Source organism: Ferrovibrio sp. (genome assembly GCF_036381655.1).
Taxonomy (GTDB): Bacteria; Pseudomonadota; Alphaproteobacteria; order Ferrovibrionales; family Ferrovibrionaceae; genus Ferrovibrio.
On the sequence record NZ_DASVCJ010000065.1, the window covers coordinates 207,731 to 230,709 of the forward strand.

At 62.0% G+C, this 22,979-nt stretch carries 25 protein-coding genes; 12 read left to right on the forward strand and 13 right to left on the reverse strand.

The genetic code is table 11. The features are described 5' to 3' along the window. Nucleotides 1–55: 55 nt before the first annotated feature. Entirely contained in the window at nt 56–1,507 is a 1,452-nt protein-coding gene (locus tag VF194_RS14815) for an NAD-dependent succinate-semialdehyde dehydrogenase (protein ID WP_330891988.1), read from the reverse strand. 209 nt (nt 1,508–1,716) lie between these two features. Between VF194_RS14815 and VF194_RS14820 the strand changes: the two genes are divergently transcribed. The 3 genes from VF194_RS14820 (at nt 1,717) to VF194_RS14835 (ending at nt 3,001) form a co-directional block, all read left to right on the forward strand. Then, nucleotides 1,717–2,019, forward strand: coding sequence for an alanine-zipper protein (locus tag VF194_RS14820; protein WP_330891952.1), 303 nt, complete (start codon nt 1,717–1,719; stop codon nt 2,017–2,019). Between the two features lie 304 nt (nt 2,020–2,323). Next, a complete protein-coding gene (locus VF194_RS14830) occupies nt 2,324–2,785 on the forward strand; it encodes a host attachment protein (protein WP_330891953.1) in 462 nt (153 codons plus the stop codon). A gap of 6 nt (nt 2,786–2,791) precedes the next feature. Continuing rightward, nucleotides 2,792–3,001: a ChaB family protein gene (locus VF194_RS14835; RefSeq protein ID WP_330891954.1), complete on the forward strand. Its 210-nt coding sequence runs from the start codon at nt 2,792–2,794 to the stop codon at nt 2,999–3,001. 41 nt (nt 3,002–3,042) lie between these two features. Here VF194_RS14835 and VF194_RS14840 read toward each other — a convergent pair whose 3' ends face one another. The 4 genes from VF194_RS14840 to VF194_RS14855 form a co-directional block, all read right to left on the reverse strand. Beyond that, nucleotides 3,043–3,930: a pirin family protein gene (locus VF194_RS14840; protein WP_330891955.1), complete on the reverse strand. Its 888-nt coding sequence runs from the start codon at nt 3,928–3,930 to the stop codon at nt 3,043–3,045. Between the two features lie 73 nt (nt 3,931–4,003). After that, on the reverse strand, nt 4,004–5,287 hold the full coding sequence (locus tag VF194_RS14845; protein ID WP_330891956.1) for a TRAP transporter large permease: 1,284 nt from the start codon (nt 5,285–5,287) through the stop codon (nt 4,004–4,006). Continuing rightward, on the reverse strand, nt 5,287–5,799 hold the full coding sequence (locus tag VF194_RS14850; protein WP_330891957.1) for a TRAP transporter small permease: 513 nt from the start codon (nt 5,797–5,799) through the stop codon (nt 5,287–5,289). The genes VF194_RS14845 and VF194_RS14850 overlap by 1 nt, the downstream gene beginning before the upstream one ends. A 52-nt stretch (nt 5,800–5,851) precedes the next feature. Beyond that, on the reverse strand, nt 5,852–6,856 hold the full coding sequence (locus tag VF194_RS14855) for a TRAP transporter substrate-binding protein (protein WP_330891958.1): 1,005 nt from the start codon (nt 6,854–6,856) through the stop codon (nt 5,852–5,854). A 161-nt stretch (nt 6,857–7,017) separates the two neighbouring features. Here VF194_RS14855 and VF194_RS14860 point away from each other — a divergent pair, with 161 nt between their 5' ends. The 6 genes from VF194_RS14860 (at nt 7,018) to VF194_RS14885 (ending at nt 13,098) form a co-directional block, all read left to right on the forward strand. Then, nucleotides 7,018–7,755: a FadR/GntR family transcriptional regulator gene (locus VF194_RS14860; RefSeq protein WP_330891959.1), complete on the forward strand. Its 738-nt coding sequence runs from the start codon at nt 7,018–7,020 to the stop codon at nt 7,753–7,755. A gap of 31 nt (nt 7,756–7,786) precedes the next feature. Further along, nucleotides 7,787–8,698 carry a 5-dehydro-4-deoxyglucarate dehydratase gene (gene kdgD / locus VF194_RS14865; protein ID WP_330891960.1) on the forward strand — a complete coding sequence of 304 codons (912 nt, stop codon included), beginning with the start codon at nt 7,787–7,789 and terminating at the stop codon, nt 8,696–8,698. Between the two features lie 29 nt (nt 8,699–8,727). Next, the gene (locus VF194_RS14870; protein WP_330891961.1) at nt 8,728–9,546 is read left to right on the forward strand and encodes an NAD(P)-dependent oxidoreductase; all 819 of its coding nucleotides are present in this window, start codon (nt 8,728–8,730) and stop codon (nt 9,544–9,546) included. 8 nt (nt 9,547–9,554) lie between these two features. Beyond that, entirely contained in the window at nt 9,555–10,640 is a 1,086-nt protein-coding gene (locus tag VF194_RS14875; protein WP_330891962.1) for a mandelate racemase/muconate lactonizing enzyme family protein, read from the forward strand. A gap of 12 nt (nt 10,641–10,652) precedes the next feature. Further along, a complete protein-coding gene (locus tag VF194_RS14880) occupies nt 10,653–11,498 on the forward strand; it encodes an amidohydrolase family protein (RefSeq protein WP_330891963.1) in 846 nt (281 codons plus the stop codon). A gap of 244 nt (nt 11,499–11,742) precedes the next feature. Then, complete coding sequence (locus tag VF194_RS14885; protein ID WP_330891964.1) at nt 11,743–13,098, forward strand: DEAD/DEAH box helicase; 1,356 nt, start codon at nt 11,743–11,745, stop codon at nt 13,096–13,098. 46 nt (nt 13,099–13,144) lie between these two features. Here the strand turns inward: VF194_RS14885 and pcaC are convergent, their stop codons facing one another. The 5 genes from pcaC to pcaH are packed head-to-tail and all read right to left on the reverse strand — an operon-like array spanning nt 13,145 to nt 17,020. Continuing rightward, the gene (pcaC, locus tag VF194_RS14890; protein ID WP_330891965.1) at nt 13,145–13,531 is read right to left on the reverse strand and encodes a 4-carboxymuconolactone decarboxylase; all 387 of its coding nucleotides are present in this window, start codon (nt 13,529–13,531) and stop codon (nt 13,145–13,147) included. Nucleotides 13,532–13,546: 15 nt separating this feature from the next. Beyond that, on the reverse strand, nt 13,547–14,329 hold the full coding sequence (gene pcaD / locus VF194_RS14895; protein ID WP_330891966.1) for a 3-oxoadipate enol-lactonase: 783 nt from the start codon (nt 14,327–14,329) through the stop codon (nt 13,547–13,549). Between the two features lie 15 nt (nt 14,330–14,344). Further along, entirely contained in the window at nt 14,345–15,691 is a 1,347-nt protein-coding gene (locus tag VF194_RS14900) for a 3-carboxy-cis,cis-muconate cycloisomerase (RefSeq protein WP_330891967.1), read from the reverse strand. A gap of 28 nt (nt 15,692–15,719) precedes the next feature. Beyond that, nucleotides 15,720–16,289 carry a protocatechuate 3,4-dioxygenase subunit alpha gene (gene pcaG, locus VF194_RS14905; protein ID WP_330891968.1) on the reverse strand — a complete coding sequence of 190 codons (570 nt, stop codon included), beginning with the start codon at nt 16,287–16,289 and terminating at the stop codon, nt 15,720–15,722. Between the two features lie 26 nt (nt 16,290–16,315). After that, entirely contained in the window at nt 16,316–17,020 is a 705-nt protein-coding gene (gene pcaH / locus VF194_RS14910; RefSeq protein WP_330891969.1) for a protocatechuate 3,4-dioxygenase subunit beta, read from the reverse strand. A gap of 149 nt (nt 17,021–17,169) precedes the next feature. Here pcaH and VF194_RS14915 point away from each other — a divergent pair, with 149 nt between their 5' ends. Next, entirely contained in the window at nt 17,170–17,937 is a 768-nt protein-coding gene (locus VF194_RS14915) for an IclR family transcriptional regulator (protein WP_330891970.1), read from the forward strand. A gap of 2 nt (nt 17,938–17,939) precedes the next feature. Here the strand turns inward: VF194_RS14915 and VF194_RS14920 are convergent, their stop codons facing one another. Further along, nucleotides 17,940–18,353 carry an acyl-CoA thioesterase gene (locus tag VF194_RS14920; RefSeq protein ID WP_330891971.1) on the reverse strand — a complete coding sequence of 138 codons (414 nt, stop codon included), beginning with the start codon at nt 18,351–18,353 and terminating at the stop codon, nt 17,940–17,942. 236 nt (nt 18,354–18,589) lie between these two features. Here VF194_RS14920 and VF194_RS14925 point away from each other — a divergent pair, with 236 nt between their 5' ends. After that, nucleotides 18,590–19,120, forward strand: a complete 531-nt coding sequence (locus VF194_RS14925) for a MarR family winged helix-turn-helix transcriptional regulator (protein ID WP_330891972.1) — start codon at nt 18,590–18,592, stop codon at nt 19,118–19,120. 66 nt (nt 19,121–19,186) lie between these two features. Here VF194_RS14925 and VF194_RS14930 read toward each other — a convergent pair whose 3' ends face one another. Next, nucleotides 19,187–20,449: a thiolase family protein gene (locus tag VF194_RS14930; RefSeq protein WP_330891973.1), complete on the reverse strand. Its 1,263-nt coding sequence runs from the start codon at nt 20,447–20,449 to the stop codon at nt 19,187–19,189. Nucleotides 20,450–20,589: 140 nt separating this feature from the next. After that, nucleotides 20,590–21,399 carry a crotonase/enoyl-CoA hydratase family protein gene (locus tag VF194_RS14935; RefSeq protein WP_330891974.1) on the reverse strand — a complete coding sequence of 270 codons (810 nt, stop codon included), beginning with the start codon at nt 21,397–21,399 and terminating at the stop codon, nt 20,590–20,592. 145 nt (nt 21,400–21,544) lie between these two features. Between VF194_RS14935 and VF194_RS14940 the strand changes: the two genes are divergently transcribed. Further along, nucleotides 21,545–22,969, forward strand: a complete 1,425-nt coding sequence (locus VF194_RS14940) for an MFS transporter (RefSeq protein ID WP_330891975.1) — start codon at nt 21,545–21,547, stop codon at nt 22,967–22,969. Nucleotides 22,970–22,979 lie beyond the last annotated feature (10 nt).

The window sequence follows — 22,979 nt, forward strand, 5'->3', positions numbered from 1 at the left end:
GTGGCCGCACGGCCCTCCAATGCCTTGAAGGTATGGGCGCATACCCAGCCTTGGCCTACACGCCGCCGAGGCAGAGATATTTTATCTCGACAAAGCTGTCGATGCCGTATTTGGAGCCTTCGCGCCCCATGCCGGATTCCTTCATGCCGCCAAACGGCGCTTCCGCCGTGGAGATCAGGCCTTCGTTGATGCCGACAATGCCGTAATGCAGCTTCTCGGCCACGCGCCAGACCCGGCCGATATCGCGGCTGTAGAAGTAAGCGGCCAAGCCGTAGGGCGTGTCGTTGGCCAGCTTGATGGCTTCCGCTTCGTCCTTGAAGCGGAACAGCACGGCGACCGGGCCGAATATCTCCTCCTGCGCGCAGGCCATGTCCGGCGTCGCCTCGGTGATCACGCTGGGCTGATAGAAGGTGCCGCCCAGTTCGTGCCGCGCGCCGCCGAGCAGCACCTTGGCGCCCTTCGCCTTGGCATCGGCCACCAGCCGCTCGACCTTGTCCAGGGCGTCCTTGTTGATCAGCGGCCCCTGCGTAACGCCCTCGGTCAGGCCGGGGCCGGTCTTGAGCTTCTTCGTCGCGTCCACCAGCTTGGCAGCGAATGCGTCGTAGACCTTGTCATGCACCAGCAGGCGATTGGCGCAGACGCAGGTCTGGCCGGTATTGCGGTATTTCGAGATCATCGCGCCGGTGACGGCGGCGTCGAGATCGGCATCGTCGAAGACGATGAAGGGCGCGTTGCCGCCGAGTTCGAGCGACAGCTTCTTCAGCGTATCGGCGCTCTGGCGCATCAGAATCTTGCCCACCTCGGTCGAGCCGGTGAACGAGACCTTGCGAACCGTCGGGTTGGTGGTCAGTTCGAGGCCGACTGCCGGCGCCTGCATGCTGGTCACCACGTTGAACACGCCCTTCGACATACCGGCGTCTTCGGCGAGTTTGGCCAGTGCCAGCGCGCAGAGCGGCGTGTCCTCCGCCGGCTTGACCACCACCGGACAACCGGCAGCAAGGGCCGGCGCCACCTTGCGGGTGATCATGGCGACCGGAAAATTCCAGGGGGTGATTGCGGCAACCACGCCAACCGGCTGCTTCAGGACGATGATTCGTTTGTCCGACGCATGGCTGGGGATGACATCGCCATAGATGCGGCGGCCTTCCTCGGCGAACCATTCGACGAAGCTGGCGCCATAGATCACCTCGCCTTTCGCCTCGGCCAGCGGCTTGCCCTGTTCCAGCGTCATCAGCGCGCCGAGATCGTCCTGGTTCTGCAGGATCAACTCGTACCATTTGCGCAAGATGCCGGCCCGCTGCTTGGCTGTCAGCGCCGCCCAGGCAGGCCAGGCGGCTTCCGCGGCGGCGATAGCGCGGCGGGTTTCAGCCACGCCCATGTCCGGCACCTCGGCGATCAGGCTGCCATCGGCCGGATTGGTGACGGCAAAGGTCTTGCCGCTATCGGCGCTGATCCAGGCGCCATCGATATAGGCCTGGCGACGTATAAGATCGGCATGTTTCAACATCGTCATATGGTTCGTCCTCCCGCAGCGATGTGAGACACCGCCACTTTCAAAAAGGTTCCGGCCCTCCCCCGACGGGCATGCACACGGCTTCTCGATGTGCATCAATTCTGGAGACGGGCTTCCGTGCTTCGCTGCCTGCGACTGCGATGCCGGAATGGATTCCAGCCGCAGTCTAACAAGGCCGTTTACCGCATGGAAGGAGTCTCAAGATGACAAGATTCCCTCGTCTGATCGCTGCGCTGGCCGTTCCGGCTCTGCTGGTCGTTGCCGGCTGCACCCAGCAACTCAACCCCGACGACCGGGCTCTGCTCGAACAGGTCCGCCTGACGGCGAATGATGCCAAGGCCGAGGCCAGCAAAGCCGCCTCTTCGGCCCAAATGGCAGCTACCGCCGCCCAAGCCGCGGAGGCCAGGGCCTCTGCCGCCGCTGACGCGGCTGCAAAATCGGCGGCAGATGCCATGGCGGCGAATGAAAAGACCGAGCGCATGTTCGCCCGCGCACAGCGGAAGTAAAAAATAGCGCGTTCTGGCGTTCTGCAAATCACCATCCACGACATGGAGATCAGTGCGACAGACGCCGCAGGTGCTCACCTTAACAGCGACCTGTTGCGGGCCGGGTGGTAGATCCGGCATCGCTGTCATGACCAGAGGCTGCCCGGCTGCATGCAAAACCATTGCGCGCATTGCTCGCCCCCTTATGCCGGATTGACATTACGGTTCGGGTCGGCAGCGACATTGACCTATATCAAGTCACCCAGCCGCTTGTCGTGGCAATCTGCGAGCATGCTATCGACCGGCATAAACAGGAGAAATTCCCATGCCAACGCGGAAATTTCCCGTAACCTGGGTCGTCACAGCCGATGTTTGGCGCGCCCGTTTCCGGGAATGCCTGGACCGGCAGGGACCGTTGCAAGAGGTCGCCGACCTTGCGCTGGAAACCGAGGAAATGCACGGCAATGCCCGCGACCTCAAAAGCGACAAGCCTGGCCGCGCCTTTTCCAGCACCGAAGCCAGCCGTTCTATGATGGAACCGCATCACGATCCCGTTGAACTGGCCAAACTGCGTTTCGCCAAGGCCGTGGCCCGGCAGGTCAATGATGCCTTCCGCAGGAACCAATTCAAACGGCTGGTGATCTCCACCCCGCCCAAGATGCTGGGCGCGCTGCGGCAGGATATCTGCGCCTCGGCACAGCAAGTCATCGCCGGGGAACTCGACAAGGACATGATGAAGGCTACCCCTCAAGCCATCTTCGAAAGCGTCGAGCCTTTCCTACGCTGATCCGACATGCCGTACCGTTCCAACAGCGATCTGCCCGACGCGATCCGCAATCACCTGCCGCAGCACGCACAGGATATTTTCCGCGCCGCCTTCAATCATGCTTGGACGGACCATGCCGGCGATCCGCGTCAGGAGGAAGCCGCGCACCGCATTGCCTGGGCGGCAGTGAAACGGCGCTATGTCAAGCATGGAGACGTCTGGGTCGAGAAGGCTTAGCGCACCCTCCTGGCTTGCGCCGTCGCGGCCTTTCAGGATGATCAGGGCGGCAGCGGGATGAATTCGTCATCTCCCGGCACAGCCGCGAAGCGGCCTTCCCGCCAATCGCGCTTGGCCTGCTCGATCCGCTCAGGCGAGCTGGAAACGAAGTTCCACCAGATATGCCGCTCCACATCGAGCGGCGCGCCGCCCAGCAGCATCAGCCGCGCGGCGGAATGCGCCGCGACATCGGGCCGGACATCGGGTTTGAAGACAACGAGCGAACCACTCTCGTATAGCTCGCCATCGACGGCGATCGAACCATCGACAATATAGATGGCCCGCTCCCCGTATTCTTCGGGCAAAGGCAAAACGCCGCCCGGATCGAGCGCGGCATCCAGATAGAATGTCGGCGCGAAGCTACGCACCGGCGACGTCATCCCGAAAGCGGCGCCGGCGATCAGGCGCAGACGGGCGCCGTCCTTTTCGATCGCCGGCAGGACGCCACCGCCGACATGCTGAAAGGCGGGCTCAGTCTCTTCCCAGGCCTTCGGCAGTGCAATCCAAGCCTGAACGCCATGCAGCGGTCCACCTTGCGGACGCAAATGATCCGGCGTGCGCTCGGAATGGGCGATCCCTCTGCCGGCAACCATCCAGTTGACATCGCCTGGCCGGATCGGCTGCACGATGCCGAGACTGTCGCGATGCATGATCTCGCCTTCGAACAGATAAGTCACGGTAGCGAGGCCGATATGCGGATGCGGACGTACGTCGAGACCCCGGCCCGCCTCGAACCGCACCGGCCCCATATGATCGAGGAAAACGAAAGGTCCGACATGGCGTCGACGCGCATAAGGGAGGATGCGGCGCACCGTGAAGCCGTCACCCAGATCGCGCAGGCGCGGCTGGATGACGAGGTCGATCGTCTCGGGCAGAAGATTGTCGGACATGGGTCACCTTTCTGCGGCAGCCTAGCCCAACATCAATCCGAGCCCAAGCACTCGATTGCCGCCCCTCGATCGTCTAAACGCGCAGCAAATGCGGCAGCCAGAGGGAGAAACCCGGCACATAGGTAACGATGATCAGGGCGATGAGCAATGCCAGATAGAACGGCAACACGCTTTTCATCGACTCCTCGATCGTGATCTGCCCGATCGCACAGCCGACGAACATGACGGCGCCGACCGGAGGCGTCAGCAATCCAAGCCCGAGATTGATCATCAGCACCATGCCGAAATGCACCGGATCCATGCCCATGGCCTTGGCCACCGGCAGGAAAATCGGCGTGCAGATCAGGATCAGCGGCGCCATGTCCATCACGCATCCCAGTGCGAGCAGAATGACATTGATGATGAGCAGGACTGCCCAGGGTTCCTTGCTGAAATGTCCCAGCAGTTCGATGGCATGCATCGGCAACTGATGCAATGCGAGAAGCCAGCCGATCGAATTGCCGGTGCCGATCACCAGCATGACCATCGCCGTGGTGCGCACCGCATTCATCGTGGCACGCTTGAGGTCCTTCAGGCTGAGACTGCGATAGACGAAAGCGGTGATGATCAGGGCATATAAGGCGCCTATGGCCGCCGACTCGGTTACGGTGAATACGCCCATGCGGACGCCGACCAGAATGATGACGGCAAGCCCGAGACCAGGTATCGCCGCCAAGAAAGAAATGCCGACAGCTGCCCAACCTGGGAAAGCCTCGCGCGGGTAGTTGCGCCGGACCGCCAAGATCCCGGCCACCAGCATCAGCAGTCCCGACATCAATAGCCCGGGCAGGATGCCGGCCGTGAAGAGCGCGATGATCGAGATGCCGCCGCCAGCCGCCAGCGAATAGATGATCATGTTGTGGCTGGGCGGAATCATGATGCCGATCAGCGCCGCGCTGGTGCTGACGTTGACCGCATAATGCGTATCGTACCCGCGCTTGGACATCGACGGAATCAGGATCGAGCCCAAGGCAGATGCGTCCGCCACCGCCGAGCCCGAAATGCCACCGAACAGGGTCGATGACAGGATGTTCACTTGCGCCAAGCCGCCGCGGAAGCGGCCGACCAGCGTCATGGCGAAATTGACCAGCCGCTCGGCGATACCGCCATAAAGCATCAACTCGCCGGCATAGATGAAAAAAGGTATCGCCAGCAGAGAATAGATGTTCATGCCAGAGGACAGCCGCTGGAAAACCACCTCGGCCGGCAGGCCGTCGTAGATGATGGTCGCGAAGGCGGCCAGGCCCATGGAGAATGCGACAGGCACACCAAGTGCCAGCAGCGCGATCATCGTGCCGAAGAGAAGAAGAACCGACATCAGGAGGCGTGATCCCTATAGACGTCCTTGTCCACTGCAAGATTCATATGCAGGGCGAACAGGCGCTCGATGATGAACAGAAGGATGGCGGCGCCGGAGAATGGCAGGGCGAGGTAGAAAACCCCTTCCGACAGCTCGACTTGCGGCATGACATGTTCGGCCGTGGCCATGGCCAGCCGGCCGCCGTACCAGACCATGCCGAACGCAAAGCAGCCTACCGCCAGCAGGCTGAAAGTTTCGGCCCAGCGGCGACCGCGATCCGACAGAAGCTGCAGGACGACCTGCACTCCCATATGGAAACCCTCGCGTACGCCGACAGCGGCGCCGAACAGGCAGAGATAAAGCATGAAGATCAGCGACAGCGGCTCGGCCGCAATCGGCGTTTCGTTCAGCACATAGCGGCCCCAGACCTGCCAGCCGACCATCATGGTCATCGCCAGCAGCAACAAGGCACTCGTGGCGAGCAGGATGTCCCCGATGCGGCGACAGAGATAGGTATAGCGATTGAACATCGATGCCACCCGAACAATGGGCCGGCGGCTGTTCGCCGCCGGCCCTTACACATCAGGCGTCGGCCACGTCCTGGATCCGCTTGACCAGCGCCTTCGCCTTGTCGCTGGTGACGAAGCGGTCATAGACAGGCTTCATCGCTTCCTGGAACGGCTTTTTGTCGATCTTTTCGACGATTTCGCAGCCGGCGCCGCGAATGATGGCCTGCGACTTGGCCTCGCGCTCGTCCCATAGCTTGCGCATATACGGGACAGAATCCTTGGCGGAGGATTTGACGATTTCCTTCTCCTTGGAACTCAGCTTGTCCCAGGCGACCTTCGACATTACGAAGATCTCCGGCGACAGCGAATGCTGATCCAGCGAATAATGCTTCGCCACCTCGTAATGATGCGAGGATTCATAGGACGGCCAGTTATTCTCCGCACCGTCGAGCACGCCAGTTTTCAGGCCGGTATAGACCTCGCCATAAGGCATCGGCGTGGCGTTGGCGCCGAGCGCCTGCACGAGGGCGACGAAGATGTCCGACTGGATCACACGGATCTTCATGCCTTTCATGTCGGCGGGCGTGTGGATCGGCCGCAGCCGGTTGTAGAAGCTGCGGGCGCCGCTGTCGTAGAAACACAGACCGATGAAACCATGCGGCTCGAAAGCGGCGAGAATTTCGTCGCCGATCTTACCGTCCATCACGGCGCGCATATGCTGTGTCGAGCGGAAGACGAAGGGCAGAGCCGGTATGCCGGATTCAGGGACGATCCCGTTGAACGGCGCCATGTTGACGCGGTTGAACTGCAAAGCGCCGATCTTGGTCTGCTCGATGGTATCCTTCTCCTCGCCGAGCTGGGCGGAGTGGAAAACCTGCAGCGACATCTTGCCGCCGGAACGCTCCTTCATCAGGCGGCCCATCTCCTCGACCGCCTTCACCGTCGGATAATCCGGCGGATGCGTATCCGACGAGCGGAAGTCGGCAGCCAGCGCCGCGCGGCTGCTCAGCAGCGTCACGCCCATGGTGCCCGCCACTAGGCCGGCACCGCTGAGGCGAAGCACCTCACGTCTATTCATTGCGTTTCCTCCCGCCGGCCGTCTGCCGGCCTTTCGTATCTTTCCAGGGCAATCGGACCCTGATGGTTGACCCTGGCAGGTGTTGACCCTATGATCATGTCATACGATGACCTGATGAGCAGACGGTAATCTTGTCCGAAGTGAAAGACAAGCCCTTTTCAATGGCCCCTCTCCCGGCTCCCCGTAACCTCACGGCAGAGCTGGTCGAACGGCTATCCAACGACATCCTGAGCGGCAAATTAGAGCCCGGCTCGAAATTGCCAACGGAACAGGAAATGGTGGCCGCCACCGGCGTCAGCCGCACCGTGGTGCGGGAGGCCGTGGCGGCGTTGCGGGCCGAAGGCCTGGTCGTGACCCGCCAAGGCGTCGGCGCTTTCGTCGCCGCCGATATCGCGCGACGCCCCTTCAAGATCGACGAAGCCAGCCTTGATCTGGTCAAGGAGGTCATCAACGTCCTCGAATTGCGCACGGCCCTGGAGGCCGAGGCAGCGGCGCTGGCGGCGCGGCGGCGCCTTCCGAAGCATCTGGAGGTGATGCGCGACGCGCTCAGCCAAATGGCCAACGCCATCGAGGATGCGGAAGATGCCGTGGCGCCGGACCTGGAATTTCATCGCACCATCGCCGAGGCGGCGAACAATCCGCATTTCACGCATCTCTTCAATTATCTCGGCGCCCTGCTGATCCCGCGGGCGCGCCTGCAGACCTTCCGGGTCCTGCAGGAAGACCGGTCCGAATATCTGCGGCGGGTCAATCGCGAGCACGAAGACATCTATCAGGCCATCCTGTGCCAGGACGCCGACGCCGCGCGTTCGACCATGCGACTGCATCTGGAGAAAAGCCGTGAGCGCCTGCGCCGGGCTATGGAGCAATCCGAGCGCGGCGACACTCAAATCAGGTAACGCCTAAACGTACTCCGTATCGAGGCTACCCATGGAACCGAATGCCCTGAAGGCCGCAATTTCGGCCGGCTTGCTGTCCTTTCCCGTTACCGACTTCGATTCCGCCGGTAATTTCGAGCCGAAAGGCTATCGCCGCCGTCTGGAATGGCTGATGCCCTACGGTGCCAGCGCGCTGTTCGCGGCCGGGGGCACCGGCGAATTCTTTTCGCTGGCGCCAGACGAATACGGCGCCGTGATCAAGACCGCGGTCGAAACCTGCCGCGGCAAGGTGCCGATCATTGCCGGCACCGGCTATGGCACGCGGCAGGCGATCGCCTATGCGCAGGAGGCGGAGCGTCTGGGCGCCGCCGGATTGCTGTTACTGCCGCACTATCTGGTCGCAGCCGATCCGGAAGGCATCCGCCGTCATGTCGCGGCAGTCTGCAGGTCGGTCAGGATCGGCGTCATCGTCTATAATCGCGGCGCCTGCCGGCTCGGAGCGAATGCCTTGGCAAAACTGGCCGACGAGTGTCCGAATCTGATCGGCTTCAAGGACGGCGTCGGCGATCTGGAACTGATGGTCTCGATCCGCCGCAAGATGGGCGACCGCTTCGCTTATCTCGGCGGCCTGCCGACGGCGGAATTCTTTGCCGCCCCCTATAAGGCGATGGGCGTGCCGGTCTATTCCTCCGCCGTCTTCAATTTCATCCCAAAGACCGCGATGGAATTCTGCCGCGCCGTCGCCAGCGACGACACCGCAACCATGACCCGGATACTCGATACATTCTTCATGCCCTATGCGGCGATCCGCAACCGGCGAGCGGGTTATGCCGTCAGTATCATCAAGGCCGGCGTCCGCCTGGTCGGCCATGACGCCGGACCGGTTCGCGCGCCGTTGGTTGACTGCACGGATGAGGAGCACGACATGCTGAAGGCTTTAATCGACAAACTCGGTCCGCAATAACGCCGGGCCGCAAATCAAGGAGGCAGCGCATGAAACGGGTTCTGCTTACTGGAGCCAGCGGCGGCGTCGGAACGCGGTTACGCAGCCTGCTCAAGCCGATTTACCCCGATCTTATCCTCAGCGACATCAAGGCGCCCTCCGATCTGCACGACGACGAAACCTTCCTGCCGGCCGACCTGGCCGACATGGCCGCCGTCGAGAAGATCTGCGAGGGCATGGACGGCATCGTTCACCTGGGCGGCTTCTCGGTCGAGGGCCCCTGGGAAACCATTCTGCGCGCCAACATCATCGGTTGCTACAACCTGTTCGAGGCGGCGCACCGCAAAGGCGTCAAGCGTATCGTCTTCGCCTCCTCCAACCACGTCATGGGCTTCCACCCACGGCATCGTAAAATCGGCATTGAAGCCGTGCCAAAACCTGACACCCGTTACGGCGTCAGCAAGCTGTTCGGCGAGGGTCTTGGCGCCCTCTATGCCCATAAGCATGGCATAGGTGTACTCAGCATCCGCATCGGCAATTTCGGCGACAAGCCTGTCGACGAGCGCCGCCTGGCGATCTGGCTGAAGCCGGACGACCTGGTGCAGCTAATCCGGATCGGCCTCGAAAAACCCGATCTGGTCTACGAAACCGTCTACGGGATGTCGGACAATAAGCGGGCGTGGTGGGACAATGCCCGGGCGCTCGAGCTCGGTTATCGCCCGAGCGGCAAAGCGGAGGATTTCGCAGCCGAAGCCTTGGAGGCGCAGAAGAAACTGCCGAAAGACGAGATCGGAGATTATTTCCAGGGCGGCAGCCCGTTCTGCAGCCAGGAATTCGACGGCGATTTCGCCAAGCTGCGCAAGCAATGATGGACGCCATGCGCATCCAGAGCATTGAGGCGATTCCGCTGAAAATTCCGTTCAGCGATCTCTATTCCGGCCCGCGCCACAAGGAACGCGGCTGGACTCATTTCGATACGGTGCTGGTGCGCGTGACCACCAAGGATGGCCTGGTCGGCTGGGGCGAGGCCTTCGCCTATAGCTGCGCGCGTTCCGTTACCGCGGCCGTCAACGAGATGATCGCGCCGCTGGTGGTTGGGCGCAGCATCGATGATATCCCGGCATTGAACCTGCAATTGCAGAAGGATCTCCATATCTGGGGCCGCTATGGGATCACGATTTTCGCGTTGTCCGGTCTTGATATCGCGCTCTGGGATATCGCGGCGAAGGCGGCCGGAAAGAGTCTTGCCGATTACCTGGGCGGGCGGGTGCGAGAAGCCGTCCCCGCTTATGCCAGCCTGGTCCGCTACGGCGCACCGCCGCCGATTGCGGCCGTCGCCGCACAGGCCGTGGCGGAGGGCTACCAGGATGTGAAACTGCACGAGGTCACCTACGACAATATCGCCGCCGGCCGCAGCGCGGTGGGACAGACCATTCGTTTGACCACGGATGTCAACTGTCACTGGTCGGTGCCGGAAGCAGAAGCGGTCTTGCCGCGCCTGAAGGCGCTCGATCTGTTCTGGGTCGAAGAGCCGATTTTCCCGCCGGAGGATTACGACGCGCTGAAGCATCTGGGCGAATTCGGCGTATCGCTCTCGGCCGGCGAAAATGCCTGCACGGCGGTTGAGTTCAAGCGCCTGATCGAGGCCGTCGCCTATCCGCAACCGAGCGTGACCAAGGTCGGCGGCATCAGCGAATTCCTCAAGATCGCCGCCCTGGCCAGGATTGCCGGCAAGCCGGTCATGCCGCATTCGCCCTATTTTGGGCCTGGCTATTGGGGGACGCTGCAATTGGCGGCACATCTCGAACAGATCGGTTTGTTCGAGTTCCTCTATGTGAAACCGGATGCCTGGCTGGGGCAGGACATCCCCCTGCCGAAGGCTGGTCAGATCGCGCTGCCGGGCGCCCCTGGCATCGGCTTCGTACCGGTGGATGAAACGCTGCGGCGCTACCGCATCGATTGAGGGAGGATTTTCATGTATACGCGCACGCTCACCGGCCCGCCGCCCCGCCTGAAGGCTCCCGCCGGCACTTGCGATACGCATATCCATTTCTACGACAGCCGGTACGAAGCCGTTCCCGGCACACCGACGCCGCCGGATGCTTCCGTTTCCGATTATCGCAAGGTGATGGCTTGGCTCGGGATCGAGCGCGTCGTCGTCGTCCAGCCGAACGCCTATGGCGACGATAATCGCCTGACTTTGGATGCGACGGCGCAACTTGGCGCGAATGCGCGTGCGGTCGTGGTGGTGAAGCCCGGTGCAAGCGATACTGAGCTGGAGAGGCTGACCAAGGCCGGTGCCCGTGGCCTGCGCATCATGGCCTTGCTTGGCGGCACATTGGGCCTCGATGTTCTGGAGCAGATGGCGGCGCGAGTGCATCCCTTCGGCTGGCATGTCCTGGTGCAGCTCGATGGCCGCGAACTGCCCCGGCACGAAGAAACGCTCAGACGCCTGCCCTGCAATGTGGTGATCGACCATATCGGCAAATTCCTCGAACCGGTCCCAGTAGAGCACGCGTCCTTCCAGAGCCTGCTGCGGCTGGTGGAAACCGGTCGCGTCTGGGTCAAGCTCGCCGCCGTCTACGAGACCTCGAAAAGCGGCAAGCCGCATTACGAGGATGTCGGCGTTCTTGCCAAGGCGCTGGTGAAGGCAGCCCCGGAACGGATGATCTGGGCCAGCAACTGGCCTCATGCCCAGGCCGCGAAATTCGGCTATCCCGATGATGCCGCCCTGATGGACCTGCTGCTCGACTGGGCGCCATCGGAGGCTGACCGCAAGAAAATCCTGGTCGACAACCCTGCCGAACTCTACGGATTCTGAACATATCCAGATATTTCTCTTGACCCGGACCGGCCAAAGCCTCATATAGCGCATGCTGCTTCGGCGGCCTCTTGCGCTGCGGCCGCGTGAGCGAATGGCTCGAATCGCCATTTCGTCCTGCCCGGCGCCTTGAATTTCCTATCACGACCCAGGTCACGCGGGGCGTTTCATCAAACCCCGCGCCCGATCGCTGCGCTTCAGGCCCGCAGGCCTGCGCCATCGTGCGCCTTCGAAGGATTCCGTTTTGACGACATTTTCCGACCTTGGCCTATGCCAGCCGCTCCTCAATGCGCTGGCTGCAGGCCGCTATACCCAACCGACGCCGATCCAGGCCCAGGCCATCCCGCCGGTCATCGCCGGGCGCGACCTGCTTGGCATCGCCCAGACGGGCACCGGCAAGACCGCCGCCTTCGCCCTGCCGATCCTGCATCGCCTTGCGGCCGAAAAGCGCCGCCCGGCGCCCAAGACCTGCCGCGCCCTGGTACTGAGCCCGACGCGCGAACTGGCCAGCCAGATCGCCGAGAAATTCCGCGCCTATGGCCGCGAGACGAAGCCGTCTATCGCCACTGTATTCGGCGGCGTCGGCATGAATCCCCAGGTGCAGACCCTGGCACGCGGCGTCGACATTCTGGTGGCCACGCCCGGCCGTCTGATCGATCACCTGCAGCAGAATACGCTCAAGCTGGACCAGGTCAGCGTCGTCGTACTGGACGAAGCCGACCAGATGCTGGATCTCGGTTTCGTGCATGCGATCAAGCGTATCTCTCAGGCCCTGCCGAGACAGCGCCAGAGCCTGTTCTTCTCAGCCACCATGCCGCAGAATATCGCCCAACTGGCAGCCGGCTTCCTGCGCGACCCGATCAAGGTGGAGGTCACGCCCGTGGCAACCACCGCTGAGCGGATCGAGCAGACGGTGATTTTCGTCGAGGCCGAACGCAAGCGTGCCATGCTGGCCGAGATCATGGCCGATCCGGCCATCACACGGGCATTGGTTTTCACCCGCACCAAGCATGGCGCCGACCGTGTCGCCCGCCACCTGACCAATGGCGGAGTACCCGCGAACGCCATCCATGGCAACAAGTCGCAGAGTCAGCGCGAACGGGCCTTGAGCGAATTCAAATCCGGGCGCATCCGCGTGCTGGTCGCCACCGATATCGCCGCCCGCGGCATCGACGTTTCGGGCGTCAGCCATGTGATCAACTTCGAACTGCCGAATGTGCCGGAAAGCTATGTGCACCGGATCGGCCGCACGGCGCGCGCCGGCGCCGCCGGCCAGGCAATCTCGCTATGCGCCCAGGATGAGCGGGCGTATCTGCGCGATATCGAGAGACTGACGCGTCAACGCCTTCCGGCCACCGACCGGCGCGGCGATGCGGGTCTGGCTGCCGCCACGGCCGCCGAGCCGAAGGAGGCCCGTCCGCAGCAGCAGCGCAGCCATGGCCACGGTCACAATCACCGGCAGGGCAGCAACCCTCATCGGGAAGGCTATCGCGCTGAACAGGGGCAACCGCAACACAAGCCTGCCCGAAAGCCAAACAAGCACCGCTTCGGCCGCCCCGGCGGCCAGCGCCAAGGGCAAAGTCAGGCGAAAGCCGGATAAATCCGCAATCGGGAACGGCGCCATCTGGCGCCGTTTTCATGCCCGCCTAGGGTTTCTGCTCCATCTGGGCAAATACCTCCTCCGCCCAGTGGACGGCACTGTTCCCGGCGGGGACGCCACAATAAATCGCTGCCTGCATGGTGACTTCCTTGATGTCATCCTGCGTCAGGCCGTTATTGAAGGCGGCCCGCACGTGCAGCTTGAATTCGTCGGGGCGGTTCAGCGCGATCATCATCGACAGCGTCATGCAACTGCGTGTCTTGCGATCAAGCCCCGGTCGCGTCCAGATCTCGCCCCAGGCATATCGGGTGATCAGAGTCTGGAATTCCTCGTTGAAGCTGTTACGCCGGCTGATCGAGCGGTCGACATGGGCATCGCCCAGGACCGCCCGCCGCACCTGCATTCCGGCATCGTAGCGCTGCTTCTCGTCCATCTGCGTCCCTCCGTATCAGGCCGTCAGAAATTCGAGCAGGGCTTCGGTGAAGGCCTTCTCGCATTCGATATTTGATAGATGCGCGGACGGGAGTTCGACATAGCGGGCGCCGGAGATCTTTTCGGCTATGAAGCGCCCGTCGCTCGCCGGCGTCGAAAGATCATGGCTGCCGGCGATCACCAAGGTCGGGTTGCGGATGGCCGCGATTTCGTTGCGCTGATCCATGTCGCGGATGGCGCCGCAAGCGGCAATATAGCCTTCAGGCGGGCATTGCAGCAGCATGTCGGCGATCGGCTTGACGGCATCCGGATGCTGCGCCGCAAAGTCCGCCGTGAACCAGCGCTGAATCACGCCCGGCAGAATGGTCGCGATGCCGCCCTTTTCCACCGCAGCAATGCGGTCATTCCAGATTCCCGGCGTGCCGATCTTGGCGGCAGTGTTGCAAAGGGCGAGCCGGTCGATGCGATCGGGCGCATGCACGCCAAGCCACATGCCGGTCATGCCGCCCATCGACAAACCGCAGAAATGCGCCCGCGATACCCCCAACCCATCCAGGAGCGTCAGGACATCCTTGCCGAGCCGGTCCAACTGATAGGGGGACGGCGATATTCCGGAGCCGCCATGGCCACGCGCGTCATAGCGCAACACCCGAAAGCGGCGTACCAAGGCCAGCAGCTGCGGCACCCACATATCAAGCGTGGTGCCAAGCGAATTCGACATCACCAGAACAGGGGCGTCGTCCGGGCCTTCCAGGCGATATTGAAGCTGGACGCCATCATCACAGGCGATATAGGGCATGATTCCTCCGGTTGGTTATTTGCGGCGGGCCGCCAGCACACGATCGACCAAGGCGGGTGCAACGCCGATATAGCCGAGCGGATCGAACAGCCGGTCCAATTCTCCGCCAAGATGCTGCGTTACCACATCATCATCCTTCAGTACGTCACGCAGGTGGCGCCGTTCGGCGATGGCACGATGGGATGCCGCTTCGATCCGGTCATGCGCGGCCAGACGGCCGATCTTGGAGCCCAGAGCCATCATCACGGCCTCCGCCATGATCAGTCCGTTCGTCACATCGAGATTGGCGCGCATGTGGTCGGCATCGACCTCAAGACCGGTGATGGTATCGGCCATGTGAGTCAGCGCTCCAGATGCGACCTGAACGAGTTCGGGCAGAATCATCCACTCCGCATGCCAGCCGCCCAGACCGCGCTCATGCTCCTGCGTCATCGCGCTGAGCAAGCCCGCCACGAGCTGCGGTGCCCGGTTGCCTGCGGCGAGAACAACGGCTGCCGTGACCGGATTGCGTTTATGCGGCATGGTGGAAGACCCGCCGCGCCCCTCGCCGGACGGCTCGGAAGCCTCGCCGATATCGGTCTGCATCAACAGCGCTATATCGCGCGCGATCTTCGACAGACTGCCGACCAGAAGCCCCAGCACCGTGCCGAATTCGGCGACGCGGTCGCGCGCCGCATGCCAGGGCATGGCCGGCAGGCCAAGCTCGAGATCTTCAGCCAAAGCGGCAGAAACGATAAGGCCTCTGTCGCCCAAAGCGGCCAATGTACCTGCGGCACCGCCGAACTGCAAAACCAGAAGCCGCGGCTTCATGTCCTGCAGGCGTTGGCGGTGACGTTCCATGGCATCGAGCCAGCCTGCGACCTTCACGCCGAATGTGATCGGCAGTGCATGCTGCAACCATGTCCGGCCCACCATCGGTGTATCGCGATGGGTCTGCGCCAGATCAGCCAAAGCGGAAGACAGTCGGGCCAGTTCCGCCTCGATACCACCGATCGCCTGGCGCAACTGCAGCACCAAACCGGTGTCCATCACATCCTGGCTGGTTGCGCCCCAATGCACATAGCGGGCGGCGTCCGCATTCCGCTGCGCCACTCTGGCCGTCAACGCTTTCACCAGGGGAATTGCAGGGTTGCCGGCCTTTGCCGTCGCCTCGGCAAGAGCTCCAATGTCGTACCGCGTCGCCTCGCATTCGGCCACGATGGCGGCGATAGCCGCCTGCGGTATGACGCCAGCCTTGGCTTCAGCCCGCGCCAGCGCCGCCTCGAAATCCAACATACCCTGCAGGCGGGCCTGGTCGGAAAACCAACCCCGCGCAGGGCCGCCGATGAACAGCGAATCAAGCAAACCGCCGGAATCTGTCATAGCGATATGATCGCGTCAGCGGAGCCGATCAGCAATCAAAAAACACGGTTTCGTCCTGTCCTTGCATCACCACATCCCAGCGGTATTCCGCTTTTCCGGGCTGACGCTTGGCGATGAGGGTGTCACGACGCGGCGCGTCTTCGATCAGGCCAAGCACCGGGTCGTCGGCATTGGCTGCCTCGTCGGAAAAGTAGATGCGGGTGTAGAGGTGCTTGAGCATGCCACGCATGAACAGGCAGACCACGATATGCGGCGCCTGCAGCGTATTGCCGGGTCCTGGCACGGCACCCGGCTTGATGGTGGAGAAGCTGAAGCGTCCCTCCTTATCGGTCGGCATACGGCCGAAGCCGAGGAAATTGCCATCCAGCGGCTTGTCCTGCGTATCCTCCGGATGGGCGTATTTACCGTCCGCGTTGGCCTGCCAGAATTCGATCAGGGCATCCGGAATGGGCTGGCCCTCGCCATCGAGCACGCGGCCGGAGATGACGATCTTCTCGCCGCGCGTCGCGTCCTTGGCGATATCGGCAATCGTGATGGGAGTCAGGCCGAGATGCAGATAAGGGCCAACTGTCTGCGAGGCAGTGGGAATGAACGCCATGGCTTTATATCCTGAAATCCGCTTGCTTATTTCTCGAACGGCGTCGCATTACGGCCACGCAGGACGATATCCCAGCGATAGCCGAGCGCGAATTCGGGAATGGTGCTTTCCAGGTCGAAGGACGCGATCATGCTGTCGCGGGCCCGCTGGTCGGTCATGCAGTTGAAGATGGGATCGAACGGCAGCAGCGGATCGCCGGGAAAATACATCTGCGTCACGAGCCGCGTCATGAAGCTCGGGCCGAAGAGCGAAAAATGGATATGCTGCGGCCGCCAGGCATTGTGGTGGTTGCGCCAGGGATAAGCGCCCGGCTTCAGGGTAATGAAGCGATAGCGGCCTTCCTCGTCGGTGAGCGTACGGCCATAGCCGGTGAAATTCGGATCGATCGGCGCGTCATGCTGGTCGTTGGCATGGCAATACCGGCCGGTCGAATTCGCCTGCCAGATCTCGATCAGGGTATGCGGCACGGGCCGGCCATCTTCGTCGAGAACCCGGCCGGATACGATGATCCGCTCGCCGATCGGCTCGCCGGCATGCTGCTTGGTGAGATCGTTGTCGGTCGGGTTGATGCGGTCATGGCCGAAAACCGGTCCGGTCACTTCGGACAGCGTATGCGGCAATAGGACCAGCGGCTTGCTTGGGGCACGCTTGATCGAGGATTGATAAGGCGGGTGCAGATAATCCGGCTGCGTACCCGCCGCCGGCCGCTTATAGCCGATCACCGTCGTCATTGTGCCCTTCCTCCCGGCTGATGCAGGTCAGATCCCTGCACTCAACCATCTTGCCTCAAATCGTCGTGATGGACGACATTGGCTTGACTTTTTGTTCGTTTAACGCACGATAATATGTATATCCAACATTACAAGGCGGGGAGGCAGGCTTGTCAATCGGGATCAACGCGCGCGATTTCTCGACATCGCTGGCCCGCGGTTTACGCGTGATCACCGCCTTCGACCGCGACAATGACGAGATGACCTTGAGCGAGGTGGCCCGGCGTTCGGACATGACGCGGGCCGCCGCCCGACGCTATCTGCTGACCCTATGCGAACTGGGCTATGTCGCCGGAGACGGCAAGTATTTCCGCCTGACCCCGCGTGTGCTCGAACTCGGCTTTGCATTCCTTACCTCCCAGCATATCTGGGAAAGGGCCCAGCCCTTCATGGAGCAGCTTACCGAGCGCGTGAACGAATCCTGTTCAATCTCCGTCCTGGAGGATTGCGATATCGTCTATGTCGCTCGCGTACCGACCAAGCGCATCATGTCGGTCGCACTCGGTATCGGCTCGCGGCTGCCAGCCTATTGCACCTCGATGGGGCGCGTCCTGCTGGCCGATCTGCGTCCGGCCGAGCTTGACGCTTATTTTCAGCGCGCCATGTTCGAGTCACTGACGCCACATACCGCCACGGACCCTGCGGCATTGCGCAATATCCTCGCCGAGGTACGACATAACGGCTATGCCCTGGTGGATCAGGAGCTGGAAATCGGACTGCGCTCGATTGCCGTGCCGATCCGCAACCAGGCGGGCCGCGTTCTAGCCGCCATGAACATCAGCGGCCATGCTTCCCGCATCAGCGTCGAGGAAATGCGCCAGCGCTACCTGTCGCCGCTGCTTTATGCGGCGGAAGGCATTCGCATGGCGTTGGCATAAGCTCAGGAAAGCTTGGCACGAATCTCTTCAGGCACCGGCAGTGCTTTCAGACGACCGGGCTTTTCCGGATGCGCCGCGGCCCAGACGCGCTTCTCGTAGCCATCGACGCTCAGCGTTCCGGCATTGAAGATCCTGTGGCTGACGACGAAATACCGCTCGCTCCATTCACTCACGCCGCTCTGGATTTCGAGTTCGTCGCCGAATTTCGATGGTGCCAGGAATTTGGCATTCGCTTCGGCGATCGGCATGCCGATGACGCCATGCTGATCGTAGATATCGGGTATCTTGAAACCGGCGCTGACGAAAAGATGCCGCGTTGCCGCGTCGAACCAGGTGAAGTATTTCGGATAGAAGACAATCCGGGCAGGATCGGCATCTCCCCATTCGACCGTGATGCGGTAAATGTTTGTCTTCATATTAGTTTGCCCTCAAACTATCTTTCGATAGATACCGTCGCTGCCTTTACCGGTCAATATCAAGCCGGCCATACGATTTGATTATATTATACAACAATTAACATATACTATTTTCTCGAATCTGTCGCATCCATTGCCAAGGCCCTCCTTTTCTTCTAAACCGCCAGGAGTTTCCGCCTCACGGTCGGCAAGCGATTCGCCGCCCATGAGGCGGCCGTATTCATAGAGGGCAGGCCTTGAGGACGACCCGCAACGTCACCAAGCCGAAAACGGCATCCAGCGGTGCAGAAAGCGCTGCCGGCACCGAGCGTGAGTTCGCCACGAACGGCGGCAATGATATCTCTCTGGGCTGCCTCGAAGGCTTGCTCGGCTATTCCCTGCGGCGCGCGCAGCTAGCCGTTTTCCAGGACTTCCTCCATTGCATGAAGGATTTCGATCTGCGGCCGGCGCAATTCTCCGTTTTGGCGATCATCGGCGCCAACCCAGGTTTGAAACAGTCGCGTGTCAGCGAAGCACTTGGGATCAACCGCGCCAATTTCGTCGCCTTGTTGGACGAGCTGGAACAGCGGAAATTGGCGAGGCGGGCTGCTGCGCCGGGAGATCGGCGATCAAATGCCCTTTACCTCACCCCTAAAGGCGAGGTTTTCCTGAAGGAGGCCTACCAGCACCTGATCGCCCAGCATGAGCGGCGGCTGGAAGAGGCTCTGGGAAGCACAAACAAGCAGCTTCTTCTCGAGCAGCTCGGCAAGCTTGCCGCGTTATCCTGACAACCAAAAGCAGGGCGACGACCTGTTTGGTCGCCGCCCTTGACCCGGCCGGGAGAAAGCGCCGGATCAGTGAGCCAGCGTAACGGCGCCCGGGTTTTCCACCAACAGCGCGATACCTTGCCCGCCACCGATGCAGGCTGAGGCAATGCCGTAGCGCAGGCCGGAGCGCTGCAATTCGCGGGCAACGGTGACCGACAGCCGCACGCCCGTCGCCGCCAACGGATGCCCGATGGCAATGGCGCCACCATTGACATTGAGTTTCTTGTGATCGAGGTTCAGCGCCCGCATGCAGGCCATGACCTGAGCGCCGAAAGCCTCATTGATCTCGACGCGGTCGACATCATCGATCGTAATACCCGCCTTGGCGCAGACGGCCTGGATCGCCGGCACCGGCCCGATCCCCATGATCTCCGGGCGCACGCCGACACTGGCGCCGGCAACGATGCGCGCCAGCGGCACCTTGTTATTGTCTCTGACATAGCTGCCGGAAGCGACGATGGCTGCCGCGGCGCCATCCACCACGCCGGAGGAGTTGCCGCCGGTCTGCACCCCTCCGAAGGCTGGCCGGATTTTGGCCAAAGTCTCCAGCGGCGACGGGCGGATATGCGTATCCTCCTTCACCTCCGGCGTCTTGCGGTCAAGCTTGATGCCGCGCTTATTGTAGCCGTCAAATGCGAATTCCTCGCTGACCACCGGAGTGATCTCCCCGGCCAGGAATCCGCTTTCCCTCGCCTTCAGGGCCCGCTCGAAGCTTTCGGCGGCATACTCGTCGACTTGCTCGCGGGTGATCTGATATTCGCGCGCCAGATTCTCGGCGGTATCGCCCATCATGATGCCGGGCGCCGGGTCGATCAGCGCCTCCCAGAGGAAATCCTTGAACTCCACCTGGCCCATGCGAAAGCCGTTGCGGTGCCTGTAGGCGGCGATCGGATTGCGGCTCATCGATTCGGTGCCGACGACAAGCCCGACCTCCGTCTGCCCGAGCTTGATCTGCGATGAGGCCTGCAGGATCGCCTCGATCCCGGTACCGCAGACGCGCTGCACCAGATGCGCCGGCACGTCGATGGGAACTCCGGCATAGAGGCCAATATGACGCGGCAGCATGTAAGCGTCATAGGAAGCCTGCGCCATGCTGCCGGCAACTACGGTGCCGATGTCGTTCGCCGGGATGCCGCTTTTTTTCAAGACCTCGCGCGCCACCTTGATGCCGAGGTCGATAGGCGAGATATCGCTCAGCGGTCCCATGTAATCGGCAAACGGCGTTCGGACGCCGTCGACCAGCCAGATGTCTTCAAAAGCAATGGTCAATCCGGGCAGGTTAGGCGACATTGGCAATCCTCTGGTTGGCAACGATGGCTGAATTATGCCATTGCGTGATGAAAAGCCGATCAGGAGCAATCTGTGCCGCTTCAGCCTTTCCGATAAACGACAACGCCCGCCGCCCACCGGACGGCGGATTTCTTAACCCACTAGCGTACCTTGCTGGCCCGTTTCTCCAGGAAATCGCGAATACGCGTCTTTGCCTCGGTGTCGGCCTGAGCAATGGACGAGATCAACGCTTCCATCATATAGCCGGCTTCAGGGCCGCTCTCGGCAATGCGCGGCAAGGCATGCATGACCGCGAAATTGGTCATCGGCGCATTGCCAGCGATCTTTTTCGCCAGCTCCATGGCCTTGACCATCCCCTCGCCCTCATCGACCAGATATTGCGACAGACCAATGGCATGCCCCTCGGCAGCATCGTAGACGCGGCCGGTCAGCATCATGTCCATCATGCGGGCAACTCCGATCAGGCGCGGAATACGTACCGAGCCGCCACCGCCAACGAAGATGCCGCGCTGCCCTTCCGGCAAGGCATAGAACACCGACGGTTCGGCAATGCGGATATGCGTCGCCGCAGCCAATTCCAATCCGCCGCCGATTACCGCGCCATGCAGCACGGATATGACCGGCACCTTGCCGAACTGGATATGGCGGAAGGCTTCGTGCCACATCATCGAATGTCCGACCCCCTCGGTCGCCGACAATTCCTGGGTTGCGGACAGGTCGAGTCCAGCGGAAAAATGCGGACCGTCGCCATCGATGATGACGGCCTTCACCCCTTCCGGCGGTGCGGCAAAAAACCTATGCAGGCCGCGCACCGTCGCATTGTCGAGCGCATTGCGCTTTTCCGCACGCTTGAGGCGCAATATCGCTATCTCACCGTGCAATTCGACGGCCAGGCTTGGCGGCAGGCCAAGGTCGGGGAGGACAGGTCGTTCAACCGGATTCAGACGCATGACGGTATCTGCTTATAAGATAATTGTTATGCAGTATAACAAATGTCCTTCGGCTGGCAAGCCCATCGGTTCACCCACCCAAAAATCGCCATGATTGGAGATTTAGGGTTCCCCAGGGAGAGGGGCACGAGAGGCTGGTCGCGGGATGCGCACGATCAAGACGGATATTCCGCTGCGATTGGACCGGCTCCCCTGGGACCGTTTCCATGTCCTGGTCGTCGTCGCTCTTGGCGTAACCTGGATTCTCGACGGTCTCGAGGTCACGCTGGCCGGCGCAGTCTCCGGCGTGCTCAAGGAAAGCGCCTCCCTGCAATTCAGCAATGCCGAGGTCGGCCTGGCGAACAGCGCCTATCTGGCCGGCGCCGTATCGGGCGCAATCCTGTTCGGCTGGCTTACCGACCGGCTCGGCCGCCGCAAGCTGATCTTCATCACGCTGGCTACCTATGGCCTGGCAACGGCGGGAACCGCGTTTACCACCGATATCTGGAGCTTCGCGCTGCTGCGCTTCATCACCGGCGCCGGCATCGGCGGCGAATATACGGCGATCAACTCCGCGATTCAGGAATTGCTGCCCGCCCGGGTGCGCGGCTGGTCGGATCTGGCGATCAACGGCAGTTTCTGGATCGGCGCGGCATTAGGCGCGGCCGGATCGATCCTGCTGCTCGATCCGCATCTGCTCGGCCCCGACATCGGCTGGCGGGCCTGCTTTCTGATCGGCGCCGTACTTGCCATCCCGATCCTGTTCATGCGCCGCTGGATTCCGGAAAGTCCGCGCTGGCTGCTGACCCATGGCCGGGCGGACCATGCCGAGGAAATCGTCGCCAGCATTGAACGGACCATCGCGCAGCGGGGAAAGGAGCTGCCGAACGCCGGCCCACCGCGTTTCCAGCTGCGCGAGCGCCATCATGCCACACTGGCCGAAATCGCGACGGTTCTGTTTGGCGTGCATTGCCGGCGCGCTCTGGTCGGCCTCAGTCTCATGGTGGCGCAGGCTTTCTTCTACAACGCCATTTTCTTCACCTATGCGCTGGTGCTGACCGACTTCTACGGCGTGGCGGCGGAAAATGTCGGCTGGTATATCCTGCCTTTCGCTGCCGGGAATGTACTCGGCCCATTGCTGCTGGGCCGCCTGTTCGACACGGTCGGCCGCCGGCCGATGATCGCCGCCACCTACATCATCTCGGGGCTGCTGCTGACGATCAGTGGATTTCTGTTCCAGCAGGGCGTGCTCAACGGGACGACCCAGACGATAGCCTGGATGGTGGTCTTCTTCTTCGCTTCGGCAGCTGCCAGCTCCGCCTATCTGACGGTCAGCGAAACCTTCCCTTTGGAAATCCGCGCTCTGGCTATCGCCGCCTTCTATGCCGTGGGTACCGGATTGGGCGGAGTCGCAGCCCCTGCCCTGTTCGGCGTCCTGATCGAAAGCGGATCACGCGATCAAGTGCTGATCGGTTATCTTCTCGGCGCGCTGCTCATGGTGACCGCCGGAATCATCCAGGCGATCTTCGGCGTCGCCGCCGAACGCCGAACTCTGGAAGACGTTGCCCGGCCGATCAGCGCCATTGATTGAAGCGGCAGAT